Here is a 14,015-nt window from a genome sequence, read left to right on the forward strand (position 1 = left end):
GAAGAAAATATCGATAAAGTCGTTTTTGAAGGTTATTCTGATCAAGATGAGATGAGATTTCAAGAATTATTTAAAGAAATGAAAAATAATTTAGATGATGATATTCAACAAGGTATTGTTCAAAAGCAAGATGATTTAGGTTTAATTTAACATAAGTTATGATTATCAGAAGTACGATCCACATAAAAAGCACGATAAGTTTTTAAACTTATCGTGTCCTTTTTAATTACAGTTAGTTACCAAACAAACGACTCCAAAACCCCTTTTTAGGTGATTCTTCCTCCCTATCATCAGGTTCACTCTTTATTGCTTCTGTTAGTTTAGCATCTTTTAGTAATTCATCTTCTTTTATACTTTTATTCTTATTCTTTTCAGAAATATCTTTATGCTCAGTTTCTGTTGGTTTTTTCTTTTCTTGTTGTTGAGCCCTATTTTGATTTCCCTCAGTAAATACTGCTTCTTGCATATTAACGTTTTGTTTATTATTAGTCTTCTCAATATCAAAAGAATAGTTAAGCTGTCTTTCTTCTTCTAATTGATTTTCTAGTTTTTGAATCTTTTTATTACTTTCCAAAGCTAAAATTTGTTGATTTTCTAAAAGTCTATTAAGAGTATTTATTTGTTCTTTATCTCTATTTGATTGTTCTTTATATATATCTAACTGGTTATATAAATGTTTTATTGTTTCATCTTTTACCAGGTTATTACTATTAGTCTTAACTTCTTCTTTCTTTTCATTTTCAAAATCATTATGTTTATTTTGATTTTTTCTTATTCGGTTTACTACTATAATTTCATCTTCACTTGCTAAATAATTTACATTGTCAACCTTTTGGAATTTCACATTCGCTTTTTTAGCATTATTATAAACAGTCATTTTCGTAACATTCAATTCATCAGCAATCTCTTTCATACTCTTCATATAATGTCCTCCATATAGTTATACACATAACACCTATATTATTATATAGTCTTTATACTTGTTAATACAACATTATATATATATTCAAGTAATCTTATATATATAGTTATACGTAAACACTATATATCTACATTTATATAGGCTTATATAGCCTTTATACTTGTTATATAGGTGTTTATATAGTTCTATACAACTTATTCATATAATGTCATTATACGAAATTCTAACATTCTTTGAAAATGCATACATACAAATGTATATAAACAATTTAACAAAACTTTCAAAAGTGTTAATATAAGTATATATAAAAGAAACCCGACTACGGGAATAGTCAGGTTTCTTCGGTAATAAAACAAGTGGTTTGTTTGTTTATATAATTGTTATATTCTTATTATATATATTAAGAATTATTAGTGCAAGCCGAACACATATAAACTTACTTATAGCTTATTTATTACCTCTTTTAAAATTCATATGTGAAAGAGGTTTTTTGTATGTCCAACTTTAATATTAAAGAAATTCAAAAAGAAAAGTTTTACCAATTACCCAAAGTATTTTTTACGAATCCTAAGTATACTAATTTATCCAATGATGCAAAAATCACTTGGTCTATACTAAGAGATCGTTTAGATTTATCTATAAGAAATAATTGGATAGATAAGAATGGAGATATATTTTTTATTTACACCAATGAAAAGCTTAAATCTATTTTAAATATCAGTAGTCCCAATAAATTATCTAAAATTAAAAAAGAATTAACACAAGCTGATTTATTTAATCAAATACGAGTAGGGTTGAATAAACCTAATAAATTATATATTAAAAAACCAGAAGTAACAGAAGCTGATGTATATTATATTTCACAACAAGAAAACGATATAGAACAACGAGATAACACGGACGTATCATTATCATACGTCCAGAAATATGATAATGATACATCAAGAAATATTAATAACATACGTCATGAAGTATCAAAAGAATACACAAGTGATACTGATCTTAATGAAACTGAATATATAAAGACTGAGAATAATGATACGAATGATTTGAATGATACATCTGACATAGTTTCTAAAAATTATCATTCGAATCATACAAATCATCAACAAACTGAATTTAATAATAATGCTCTAAAATTCCAAGCGCTTGAAGAATTACCTACACAAATCAAGACTTATTTAAGTAATTTTGAAATTAAAGACATCCGTATTATTAAAAGTGTTTTACTCAAAGGGAAAAAGTCATTTAATAATGCACATGATACATATTATCGTTTAGAGGACGTTGAATTTGAACTTGTGAGTGTTTTAAAACGTTTTAAAGCCATGTTGATACAAAAAAATGAAAATGTTGAAGCGATGCAAGGCTATTTAATGCAATCAATTAAAGCTGAACTTGAAGAAATACATGCATTAAATATGCGTCGCCAAAATATACCTAAATACAATATCTTTAATCAATAATTCAAATAAGCTTCTAACAAGTAAAATAATTTTAAAATATTTGATAATGTCAGGTTCTATTTTGAAATTGTTGACATAACTGGATTATTCAAATTTGATTTTATATGTAAATAATATCTAAAAATTCGCCATTCGTTAGAAATAAACAACAAATGTAACGGTTTAAATTTATAAATGATAGGGAGTTCCAATCAAATTAGCGAAACATGAGAAATGGTTTTGAATTATTACGAGTACTATGTATAAAAGATACGAATACATGTATATTAAGTGACATGAGCCAATCAGTTTATATATCACATAAAATACATGTAAAGTACGTAATAAATGTCATATGTATATACTCTTATTTGTCTCGTATTTGTGTTTTAAAGGGCAAAATTAAATGGATAGAAAAACTATGTGAGATTAGAATTTGCTCTAAATACCCCTTTAAAATGCAAAATAATGATATTTAAAATTCGGAAAAATAAAAAGATCCTAGAGAAATTTCTAGAATCTTTATTTGGCATAATGACTCATAGATATTTATTTTTGTATTATCAATAAAGGTTTATGCCTCAATAATTTTTCGAAGTATGTTTCATTAATTTTTCAAAATCAGTATCGCTAATATTTGATTGAGTAAGTGTGATTTAGTGGCCGTCTGGATCTTTGATTGTCATTTCTTTAGCGTTCCATGGTTGGTCTTCTAATTGAGTTACTATAAATTTTGATGAGATATGTTGTGATTTATCTTCGATATCTTTGACTAAGATATTGAGATATATTGAATTGCCAACTTCAAAATCTGTTTGAACAATTAAGATTAAATCTTGATGTTTTTCTAGTCTTAAATGATTCATAAGCACTTCATTTTTATCATTTCTAAATTTAAAAACACTTTTAAAGCCAAGTGTTTTTTCATACCATTTTTCTGATTTCTCAATGTCTTTAACTAGGACTTTGTTAAACATAGGCATTTGGTAAAACTCTATCGTTTTCACCTCTTTTTATTAATTGTAATGTATTACGCTGCGTTAATGTCAAGAAAGAGTAAGCTGAGAAACAGGTTTCTTCTCGTCTTGATACATGATATCCATTTTAATTAAACATGTGACGCCTTGAATCCAAATATTTTGCGAAAAAATATGTTCGCTGAATAATCAAATGTAAATAGGATGGATGGTGTTGCCGCGCATACATCACTAGACTTTGAAATTCTGTAAAATCTTGGTTCTCAATAATATCAATAATCTTATTAAATATTTCGGACTGACCTTGATCTAATAAAAATTGATTTAAGTCAAAACCACAACCACTTTCAATATCGTTGATGTCATAAGGGGTTTTATCTGTATTAGACGCATGAATAAAATAATCAAACATGCCCTTAGGGGACATAATTATTTCAATATGACTAGGTGTATTTAAGTGTTGTTGAAGTAATTCAGAGACTTGGGAATAACTTTTTAAAGAATCAAAAAACAAAGCTCCATGTTTATGTGACTTCTTAATTTCTCCTGTCGAGTGATCAATATCTTGATTATGCCACGGACTTAAAATATAGGGGATATGCATTTGTTCCAAAATATCTCGGTAGTTAGATGGCGAGCTCTCTTCATATATTAAGAAAGCCCACTTATTTGAACGTTTATCTTTTGACATCATCAACATCCTTTCTGTGATTATTGATTAATGATGCCATGGGGGTCGTAGTAACCCCATGGCACTGTTAAGATACACATGCGCTTGTGTTTATCACTTCGTGTACCACAACGCATGTGTATCTTAACGTTTGTGGCCTGCAAACCATAGATAACGATGATGACGTTGAGGTTTTGAAAAGTAATAATTCGGGTGCATATGTGTAATTTCTTCATGAATTTGAGGTTCAATCTTTTTTAATATATCGTGAGCTTGCTGTTTCCGGGGAATTTTAATTGCCACACGGACTTCATTTTGACGAACATCAACGAGCGATTTTCCAACCATTTTATTAAAGTATTGCTGGACAGAATTTGTTTTACTTTTGCCGTTATTTTGCCAATCCTGAGTCGTGTCTGTGTCAACATCTTGTTTAAGATAATGTCGTAAAACCATTGTGTGATAAACAGATTTGATATGATTCGTGAGTTGATCTTTCAATAAACGAATCATTAAATCGATAACTATTAACATCAATGCTAAGACTAATAAGTAAAATGTAAGTTGATATACACCATTTGAAATGATTGTGATATAGTGTGTGACGTTTCGCGTATCGATAATATCAATTTGAGACACAATAAAGTTTAATAGGACAAAGAGTTTACTAACCATAACTGTCAAAATAGCGAACAGGAACAAGTAAATGATAATATCATACACACGCATGAAATAGGTTTTCCTCATCACAATACACCTGCTTTCGTATAGTAAGTCGGACATAACAAGGGTAAGACTTGATAGGGAGATTCACTATCAATCACTTGGATTAGACCTGTCCCTTTACCAATGGGTATCACAATACCTTCTGGATCTAAATCGGGGAATAAAAATTGTGTGGTTTTTTTATTAATATTACCGATTTGAATCAGCACATTGAGTTGTTCTCTAACGGAAACCGGGATGGTTTGATGATCAAATCGTTGAGACACCAGTAATAAATGAACTTTGGTGGCACGACCTAATAAAGCAATTTGAGATAGTAATGAAAAGAACGCGTCTTTAATGGTCTTATTCACACCTTCAGCTAAAGCGAGCACTTCATCAATCACAATGGTTAGGTGATCAAATTGATAGTCTGGATCGTCATAAAGAATGGTTTGTCGTTGTTGAATAACTTGAAGGCAATGACTTAAGTTTTCATTAATTTCAGATAAAAAATCAGACTTAGATCGATTTTGATGAGGGTGAATCACAGTAATATCATGAATACGTGCCCAACGGCTCGGTGTATCAAACTTAGGGTCAACAATAATGAGTTCTGATATCGGTTTTAATACACTTAGTAAGTACGTCAGCATATAAGATTTACCACTGCCTGAATTACCTGCGATCGCTATAGATGTAATGTTTTGATAGTTTAAAGTTAATTGTTTCATGATCGGAATTTGTTGATTCGTTAGAGACGACGTAAAACGATCTAAATCAGAAATCACTAAGCGTTCTGATATCCCTTGTTGCCATGGGAAAAACAAAGCGCGTTGCGTATGAATATCGTCGGTATCCATAGGTACGAAATACGCAGAATTCTGTTTTAACAATGTGAATTTGGGATATAAAGCTGCACTCGCAATGAGAAATATTTTTTGATATAAGTCATCGTCCACAATATAGCCTGCAGGCAGGCGAGGAAGAAAGTAAAAACCTTCTTCCGTGACCTTGCAGGTGAAACTATTGGTATAACTGGTTTCGCCTTGCATCATGGATCCTAGTGCCATATTTAAGCTTTGTAGGAGATATTGTTCGAGCTCTTTGGCTGTCATTATTTAACCTCCTTCAGATCTGAAGCTTTGAAGTAAACATCATAACGGACTTCACAAGCTTCTAAATGATCAAAAGTAATGACGCTCATATAATTAGGTAATGTCACTTCATTTTCGAATTTAACTGTGAAGGGCGGTAAGCCTTCTTGAACAAACCAGGCTTTATACGCAATAATTTCTCCGGTAGGCTGATTATTCTCAAAACGCTGTTGCGGATAAAGTTCTGTACTTAAGCTATAAATGGGTTTTTTATTATCAATATAATTGGAAGCTATTTCAGTTGAATAGCCACCTTTTTTGAAATTAGATTGAATTTTCATGTGAAACATCCTTTCTATCCTATTGATGCGCATCGTTTAGGAAATATAAATAGAATTAATCAAAGATATCTGTGATTGATTAAATTTTCGCAAATGAAGTGATAAAATAATAGGTGAAAAAATTTATTCGGTTGTTGGAGGTAATAGCGTGATTATCATTAATAACAAAGGAATCAATGACTTAGATTTTAATTATTGGATGAATAATCAATTAACTGATGACAATATCGAAGAAATTTTAGAGGGGTCTGATTTAAGTATGGAACAAGAAATTTTTAAAAGTAATTATAAAAAATTCTTGGAGATAGATGGCAAAAAGGAAAGATGGTATTCTCTGGAAGAAGCTGCGTATATTATTAATGGGAATTATTTTTCAATTTATGAGGAAGATAGCAAAAAGCGAAGTGTCACAACAGACTATGTAAAAAATAAAAGTAATGATATCTTAAATAATATAGAAAATGGAACAAACCAAAATTGGAATAAATATCATTACCCACAAAAAAGGAAGTTTGCATTCAAAAAAGTAAAGTATGTTAATGAAGATATGATCGATGAAATATTAAGAGATGATGTAACAAAACCTGAAAAAATAAAACGAGGTAATATATCAATCGAAGAGTTGCTACCTAATCAAAATAGAATAGCAAAATATATTAGACAGAATGAGAATATACATAATAAAAGTATAATGATAGATTACCTAAATCAATTAAGTGATACACTGGCAAAATCATTAGACGACGTACGTTATTTTTCAAATAAACTATCATTATTTAAATCTGTTATTAAAGATTCTAGAGAAATAGCACAAAATATACATAGGGATCACGATATAGATAATAAAGAAAAATATGAACTTCTGAAAAAAGAATATAGTAATTTTTTAGAAAACTGTATACGTTTTTCTAATGAATATTTAGATATACTAGATATCAAAAATATTTTTAATATTTTTGATACTAAGAAAATTGTTTTAAATCTGTCTTATTATACGAAAATGTGGGAGATTCCTGATATTAATAATGAACAACCGATAAATAATAATTTACAAAAGTTTGTTGATTTGAAAAAGAAGAAGTATTTAAATAATGTACATTGGAGTAAAAATAAGATACTTAAACAATTAAATGAAATTGAAGTTAAACCCGTTACTTTAAAAGATGGTACTAGTGAAACAGAACGCGTGGCAGAGTGGATGTATAGAAATAAAATAAAAGTTGTTTATGAAATTATAAATAAAGAATTTGATGATGTTTATGATTTACTTAACGGTATGTTGAAGTCTGAATACACAGAACTTATGGGCTATATGAGAATATGGCATAACTTAAGCAAAAATTTATAAGTCTTAGTAACCTGTTATACACTTTAATTGGAGGAGTTAACGTGTATTTCAAAAATATGGATTTCTTGATTGACCTATACAAGAATTTTAACGAAGTAGGGATTTTTGCAGTAATATATATTATATATGCGCTTATTCAAATTCTAAGTCAAAATATTTTATATAAAAGACAAAAGATGGAAAGAGTAAAAACACTGATAATCAATATAATTTTATACATATTTATAACACTAGTAGCATTAATGTACTTGTTAGCAATGATTTTTTATTCACTCAGTGCATATCCTAAAGAAGAAGTGATTAAATATATAACAGATTGGGATAAAATTAGTTTGCCAGCTATATTACTTGTTCTTTATTCGTTATTATTCCCTATTTTTATATTTCCATTTGTAGGAAAACGACGTAGAAAAAACTATTTTGCAGAAAATGTAAATAATTGTATTATTGAAAGAGAAATTATAGATAGAGTGAGTATTAATGGTAGAGATAAATTAATTCTAAAAGATGCCTTAGGATATCAGACAGAAAAAGATATAACAGGAATAAAGGATTTAAAAATTAGTACATCTCAAAAAAAATCTTGGTTAACGTTAGAAGACATTAAAATAGCTACGATGAGTCTAAGAGATAAACAATTACTGTTAAAAATGATTATAGGTTTAATAATATTTGGGGTCCCTACAGGGTATTTTGTGTGGAACTTCATCAGTGTCGTTGATGATTGGGATAGAATAATGCACGCAAATGATATATTTATGTATATGGGTCTTTTCACGTTACCATTAATGGTAACAGTTGAGTTATATGTAGTTGCATTTATTATTACCAAAAATTTATTTAAAAAGAAAAAATGATAACAAATTTAGATTAAGAGAAAATAACTTATCAAAGGTCGTATATTAGAAGATGATATATATAGTTCGCCTATCTATCAAGAATCAATCTAGTCGCAGAGAGGGATCATTACTTTGCTAATCATTTTCGTTAATTGGACTATAACATTGGTTGGTGGAGAAATGTAAAAGACTATTATTATTGATTTTGTAGGATTTTTTTGGTTAATAAGTCTTTTCTTATACTATCAACAATACGGTAATTAGCTTGTCAAAGGATTTTACTCTTTCCAATCAATTGTGGATTTGTATCGGTGTAGAAAGTATTTTGTACCAAGCGTCTACCTGCTTTATTTCTAATGAAAAATCAGTTAGTAAATCTTTAATCATTTTTCTCTTAGAAAACCAATTTGAACGGTTCTGAGAAATATAATATAAAGATAAAAAATTGACATATGATTTATACAGTGCTAAAATTTAAAATGTATATAGGAGAGGTCTTGCCACAAGTAGACATTGAAAAAATAGAGAGTCCATGCTAAAAGTTGGAATTGAAAAAATGGAGAGGTCTTGCCACAAGTAGACATTGAAAAGCGACCAAATATTTGGTCGCTTTATTTTTATACTGTAGGAGAAATTATGAAATTATACTATGTTGATGAAGATTATATTAATGAATTAAGAAATGTAGATGAGAGAGTATTATTAAATAAATCCACTCGTCCTTATTTAGGAGTTGTATTATCTATTAATGATCTTAATTATTTTGTCCCCTTAAGTTCCCCTAAAGAAAATAAAAAACTAAATAATCAACTATCAATAAAATTGTTTGAGGTTAATAATATTCAAAATAGATTAGGATATCTATTATTTTTAAATATGATACCTGTTCCTGATAAATATCTTTCTAAAATAGATATGCAATACATAAAGGAGCAAGATTTAGAATATTATAACTTATTAACTAACCAATTAATTTTTATTAGGCAAGAAAATCAAAGAATCGTAAATAAAGCCCAAAAAGTATATAAAAATGCTGTGATAAAAAAAGTTTCATTTTTTGAATCAATGTGTGTAGATTATTTAGCATTGGAAAGATATGTGAAAGATTTAAAACAGTAAAAAAGATAATTCTGTCAATAATTCCCCTCAACATACTCAGAAGAATTTTAGTGTAAAGTCTTTGTAATTGTCTATCTTAGTTAATTAGATGTTTACTATTATTTCTATATTAATATATAGCTAAAATTAATAAAATAGAAGTCATTAGCTGAATTACTTATGAATCAAAATAAATTTTATATACAAAATGTCATTTTTGAGTACACCCTAATCACATAAAATAAGTTGTTTGTCACTTTGCTTGATATATGAGAATTATTTAACCTTATAAATGAGAAAAAAGCAACGCACTTTAAATAAGATACGTTGCTTTTTCGATTGATGAATACCTATAATTAAACTATTCATCTATTATTTATGATTTTTTGTATATACAATATTTCTAGTTTGTTAAAGAGAATTAAGAAAATAAATATCGAAAATAATAGAGGGAAAATCAGTTTTTGATATCAAAATTATACATGTCAACGATAATACAAACTATAAGATGATATCAGTATTTATTATGCATTTAAAATATTAAAATTCCTTCATTACACTCTTGGCGGTTTCACTTATCAACTTATCATTTGGCTTATCACTTTTATTGTCTTTATTCGTAAAAATGACTAAAACAATAGGTTCAGATTGGCCCTTAGGATAAACAAAAGCAACATCATTTCTAGAAGCATATGTTATTGCTTGACCACTTTTATCAGCAACCTTACAGTCTTTTGAAACACCGTCTTTAATTAAAGTATCTCCGCTTTTATTATTTAACATTAAATCAAGTAAGAATTTTTTGTTTTCTTTGCTTAATTTTCCATTTGCGATAAGTTTATTTAAAGTCTTACCGAAAGCAGCAGGTGTTGAAGTATCTTTTTTGCTCTTTGGTGAATAATAATTTAATTCTATCTCATATCTAACTGGATTTGTTACTTTATCTCCTAGTCCTTTTAGACGTTGTTTAACTTTTTTGATCCCACCGATCTCTTTTATAATTTTATTGTTTGCTGTATTATCACTATATGTCATTGAAGCCTCAATAAGTTCTTTTAAAGTGATATCTTTCCCTACATATTTTTCTAAAATAGGAGAATAAGCAACTATATCATCTTTGTTAATATGTATTTTTTTATTTAACTTATTATAAGGTACTTGTTCTAACAAAATAGCACTATTTATCGCTTTTGAAGTCGAAGCATAGGCAAATCTCTTATCTGAATTAAATTTTACTTCCTTACCACTTTTAGTATCTAAAGCATAAACACCAATATGAGCATTATATTTTTTTTCTAAATCATTTAACTCTTTGGCATGTGGACTGTTTGAATTACATGCACTTAAAACTAAAGCAATTGCAATTAAAAATATTAACTTTTTCAAAATAAACCCTCCAATATTACAAATGTAATTTTTACGAATATATAATATTACATTTGTAATATTTGTGTCAATTATTTATTATAAATATTTGAAAGAAGGTGTCAAAATGGCTAAATTACTAATAACGAGCGTAGTAAGCTTTTGTTTTATATTTCTATTGTTAGTATTTTTTAAGTACATATTAAAACGCTATTTTAATTATAGTTTAAATTATAAAGTTTGGTATCTAACAGTGCTTGCTGGATTAATACCTTTTATCCCAATTAAATTCTCTTTTATAAAATTTAATAATGTGAATAATCAAGCGCCCACAGTTGAAAGTAAGTCACACGACTTGAACCATAACATAAATACCACCAAACCTATTCAAGAGTTCACAACAGATATCCATAAGTTTAATTGGGATTCAATTGATAATATCTGCACAGTTGTTTGGATAGTTTTAGTTATTATTTTAAGTTTTAAATTTTTGAAATCCTTATTATATCTTAAATATTTAAAGAAACAGTCACTTTATCTAAACGAAAATGAAAAAAATAAAGTAGATACGATACTTTTCAACCATCAATATAAAAAAAATATTGTGATTCGAAAAGCAGAGACTATTCAATCTCCAATAACTTTTTGGTATGGGAAATATATTATTTTGATTCCTAGTTCATATTTTAAAAGTGTAATTGATAAAAGACTAAAATATATAATACTGCATGAATATGCTCATGCTAAAAATAGAGATACTTTACATTTAATTATCTTTAATATCTTCTCTATTGTTATGAGTTACAATCCATTAATACATATTGTAAAAAGAAAGATAATTCATGACAATGAAGTAGAAGCTGATAGATTTGTTCTTAATAATATTAACAAAAATGAATTTAAAACTTATGCGGAATCTATTATGGACTCCGTATTAAATATTCCATTTTTTAATAAAAATATATTAAGCCATTCATTTAATGGTAAAAAGTCATTACTCAAAAGAAGATTAATTAATATAAAAGAAGCCAATTTGAAAAAACAGTCTAAATTAATTCCAATTTTTATTTGTATTTTTACTTTTTTGCTCATAGTAATTCAAAGCCAGTTTTTGATGGGGCAATCCATAACTGATTATAATTATAAAAAGCCCTTACAGAACGATCACCAAATTTTAGATGAAAGTAAAAATTTTGGTTCAAATAGTGGATCTTTCGTCATGTACAGCATGAAGAAAGACAAATACTATATTTATAATGAAAAAGAAAGTAGAAAAAGATATTCTCCTGATTCAACTTATAAAATTTATTTAGCGATGTTTGGACTTGACCGTCATATCATAAGTGATAAAAATTCACGTATGTCATGGAATCATAAACATTATCCTTTCGAGTCTTGGAATAAGGAACAAGATTTAAATACAGCAATGCAAAATTCAGTTAATTGGTACTTCGAACGTATTAGTAATCAAATACCAAAGAACTATACTGCGGCTCAACTCAAGCAATTAAATTATGGTAATGAAAATTTGGGAAGTTATAAAAACTATTGGATGGAAGATAGTTTGAAAATATCTAATCTTGAACAAGTAATAGTTTTTAAAAATATGATGGAACAAAATAACCATTTTAGTAAAAAAGCAAAGAATCAATTATCTTCTTCATTATTGATTAAGAAAAATGAAAAGTATGAACTGTATGGGAAAACAGGTACAGGTATAGTAAACGGGAAGTATAATAATGGGTGGTTTGTAGGTTACGTAATTACAAATCATGATAAGTATTATTTTGCTACACATTTATCAGATGGAAACCCGTCTGGGAAAAATGCTGAATTAATCAGTGAAAAAATATTAAAAGAAATGGGTGTTTTAAATGGCCAATAAGCAAGTTGAAATATCTATGGCTGAATGGGATGTTATGAATATAATATGGGATAAAAAATCAGTATCAGCTAATGAAATTGTAGTTGAAATTCAAAAATATAAAGAAGTTAGCGATAAAACAATTAGAACATTAATCACAAGACTATATAAAAAAGAGATTATAAAACGATACAAATCAGAGAATATTTATTTTTACTCATCAAATATTAAAGAAGACGATATTAAAATGAAAACTGCTAAAACTTTTCTTAATAAACTGTATGGAGGGGACATGAAAAGTTTAGTGCTAAATTTTGCGAAAAATGAAGAATTAAATAACAAAGAAATTGAAGAATTGCGAGACATTTTAAATGATATTAGTAAAAAGTAATTAGAGATATGTTTCAAACATTATACATATGTAAACTATACTTGACTCTTATTAAATTAGTTTTGTTAATAACATTTAAAATATATTAGTAAAGATGAGAGTGTACATAAAATAACTATTTTCTGGACACTCTCTTTTTATATCTAGATATATATCTATTATACATATTTTAGTGTTCAATAACCCAACAGAAAATCTATGTTCATAAATATGATCAGAATTAAGTTATGGTACAATGAAAATGTATATAGGAGGTTTGTATGTTGAAAATAGGTTATGCAAGAGTTTCAACTGGATTACAGAACTTGGATTTACAGGAAGATCGGTTAAATCAATATGGTTGTGAAAAGATATTTAATGATCATATGAGTGGTTCAAAAAGTAAGCGACCTGGTTTAGATAAAGCCATTGAATTTGCGAGGTCAGGAGATACGATTGTTGTTTGGAGACTAGATAGACTAGGACGTAACATGGAAGATTTAATCACATTAGTTAATGAACTTAATAATCGAGGCGTGAGTTTTCATAGTTTAGAAGAAAATATAACAATGGATAAATCAAGTTCTACAGGACAATTGTTATTTCATTTATTCGCAGCATTTGCAGAGTTTGAACGTAATTTAATTTTAGAACGTTCTTCAGCGGGACGAATTGCAGCTCGTGCTAGAGGACGCTATGGAGGTCGACCCGAAAAATTAAATAAACAAGATTTAAAATTACTCAAAACACTTTATGATAATGGAACACCAATTAAAACTATTGCAGAGCAATGGAAAGTTTCACGTACAACAATCTATCGTTATCTCAATAAGTTAAATAACCAAGAAAATAAAGATAAATAATATTACTAAATTTTAAGAAAGATAAAAATTAGACAGGATACACCCTAATTACACAAAATAAGTTCTTGAATTTATAGTGACTAAAACGTATGATTAGGGTGTATATTAATT

13 protein-coding genes and 2 pseudogenes are annotated in these 14,015 nt (G+C 27.8%); 8 read left to right on the top strand and 7 right to left on the bottom strand.

Annotated features, from left to right (window positions below; genetic code table 11):
- Window positions 1-150 (top strand): annotated as a pseudogene (locus HMPREF3241_RS13080) (type II secretion protein); the annotation flags it as partial.
- An 82-nt stretch (window positions 151-232) separates the two neighbouring features.
- On the opposite strand, the gene HMPREF3241_RS01360 reads toward HMPREF3241_RS13080, so the two are convergent.
- Window positions 233-922 carry a DUF536 domain-containing protein gene (locus HMPREF3241_RS01360; RefSeq protein WP_002485951.1) on the bottom strand — a complete coding sequence of 230 codons (690 nt, stop codon included), beginning with the start codon at window positions 920-922 and terminating at the stop codon, window positions 233-235.
- 494 nt (window positions 923-1,416) lie between these two features.
- Here HMPREF3241_RS01360 and HMPREF3241_RS01365 point away from each other — a divergent pair, with 494 nt between their 5' ends.
- Window positions 1,417-2,388 (top strand): replication initiator protein A, encoded by a 972-nt coding sequence (locus HMPREF3241_RS01365; protein ID WP_002485957.1) that lies wholly within the window; start codon window positions 1,417-1,419, stop codon window positions 2,386-2,388.
- A 560-nt stretch (window positions 2,389-2,948) separates the two neighbouring features.
- Here HMPREF3241_RS01365 and HMPREF3241_RS01370 read toward each other — a convergent pair.
- The 5 genes and pseudogenes from HMPREF3241_RS01370 to HMPREF3241_RS01390 form a co-directional block, all read right to left on the bottom strand.
- Window positions 2,949-3,365: pseudogene (locus HMPREF3241_RS01370) on the bottom strand (VOC family protein).
- Window positions 3,366-3,471: 106 nt separating this feature from the next.
- Complete coding sequence (locus HMPREF3241_RS01375; protein WP_002485953.1) at window positions 3,472-4,035, bottom strand: replication protein; 564 nt, start codon at window positions 4,033-4,035, stop codon at window positions 3,472-3,474.
- Window positions 4,036-4,158: 123 nt separating this feature from the next.
- Window positions 4,159-4,761, bottom strand: coding sequence for a hypothetical protein (locus HMPREF3241_RS01380; RefSeq protein ID WP_001233000.1), 603 nt, complete (start codon window positions 4,759-4,761; stop codon window positions 4,159-4,161).
- On the bottom strand, window positions 4,761-5,837 hold the full coding sequence (locus HMPREF3241_RS01385; RefSeq protein ID WP_000125496.1) for an ATP-binding protein: 1,077 nt from the start codon (window positions 5,835-5,837) through the stop codon (window positions 4,761-4,763). The genes HMPREF3241_RS01380 and HMPREF3241_RS01385 overlap by 1 nt, the downstream gene beginning before the upstream one ends.
- Window positions 5,837-6,157 carry a hypothetical protein gene (locus HMPREF3241_RS01390; RefSeq protein WP_000701704.1) on the bottom strand — a complete coding sequence of 107 codons (321 nt, stop codon included), beginning with the start codon at window positions 6,155-6,157 and terminating at the stop codon, window positions 5,837-5,839. Before HMPREF3241_RS01390 ends, HMPREF3241_RS01385 begins: the two co-directional genes overlap by 1 nt.
- A 148-nt stretch (window positions 6,158-6,305) precedes the next feature.
- Here HMPREF3241_RS01390 and HMPREF3241_RS01395 point away from each other — a divergent pair, with 148 nt between their 5' ends.
- The 3 genes from HMPREF3241_RS01395 (at window position 6,306) to HMPREF3241_RS01405 (ending at window position 9,463) form a co-directional block, all read left to right on the top strand.
- The gene (locus HMPREF3241_RS01395) at window positions 6,306-7,505 is read left to right on the top strand and encodes a hypothetical protein (protein WP_070853392.1); all 1,200 of its coding nucleotides are present in this window, start codon (window positions 6,306-6,308) and stop codon (window positions 7,503-7,505) included.
- Window positions 7,506-7,546: 41 nt separating this feature from the next.
- Complete coding sequence (locus HMPREF3241_RS01400) at window positions 7,547-8,362, top strand: hypothetical protein (protein WP_001832799.1); 816 nt, start codon at window positions 7,547-7,549, stop codon at window positions 8,360-8,362.
- Between the two features lie 618 nt (window positions 8,363-8,980).
- Window positions 8,981-9,463: a type III toxin-antitoxin system ToxN/AbiQ family toxin gene (locus HMPREF3241_RS01405; RefSeq protein ID WP_001831392.1), complete on the top strand. Its 483-nt coding sequence runs from the start codon at window positions 8,981-8,983 to the stop codon at window positions 9,461-9,463.
- A gap of 519 nt (window positions 9,464-9,982) precedes the next feature.
- Here the strand turns inward: HMPREF3241_RS01405 and blaZ are convergent.
- Window positions 9,983-10,828 carry a penicillin-hydrolyzing class A beta-lactamase BlaZ gene (blaZ, locus tag HMPREF3241_RS01410; RefSeq protein WP_000733268.1) on the bottom strand — a complete coding sequence of 282 codons (846 nt, stop codon included), beginning with the start codon at window positions 10,826-10,828 and terminating at the stop codon, window positions 9,983-9,985.
- A gap of 106 nt (window positions 10,829-10,934) precedes the next feature.
- Between blaZ and blaR1 the strand changes: the two genes are divergently transcribed.
- The 3 genes from blaR1 to HMPREF3241_RS01425 all read left to right on the top strand — a co-directional run bounded on the left by blaR1 (window position 10,935) and on the right by HMPREF3241_RS01425 (window position 13,904).
- On the top strand, window positions 10,935-12,692 hold the full coding sequence (gene blaR1, locus HMPREF3241_RS01415; protein ID WP_001096392.1) for a beta-lactam sensor/signal transducer BlaR1: 1,758 nt from the start codon (window positions 10,935-10,937) through the stop codon (window positions 12,690-12,692).
- Window positions 12,682-13,062, top strand: a complete 381-nt coding sequence (gene blaI, locus HMPREF3241_RS01420; RefSeq protein WP_001284653.1) for a penicillinase repressor BlaI — start codon at window positions 12,682-12,684, stop codon at window positions 13,060-13,062. Before blaR1 ends, blaI begins: the two co-directional genes overlap by 11 nt.
- 263 nt (window positions 13,063-13,325) lie before the next feature.
- Window positions 13,326-13,904 (top strand): recombinase family protein, encoded by a 579-nt coding sequence (locus HMPREF3241_RS01425; RefSeq protein ID WP_000690624.1) that lies wholly within the window; start codon window positions 13,326-13,328, stop codon window positions 13,902-13,904.
- The last annotated feature ends 111 nt before the right edge of the window (window positions 13,905-14,015 follow it).

This window comes from Staphylococcus sp. HMSC34G04, assembly GCF_001838765.1.
Taxonomy (GTDB): Bacteria; Bacillota; Bacilli; order Staphylococcales; family Staphylococcaceae; genus Staphylococcus; species Staphylococcus epidermidis.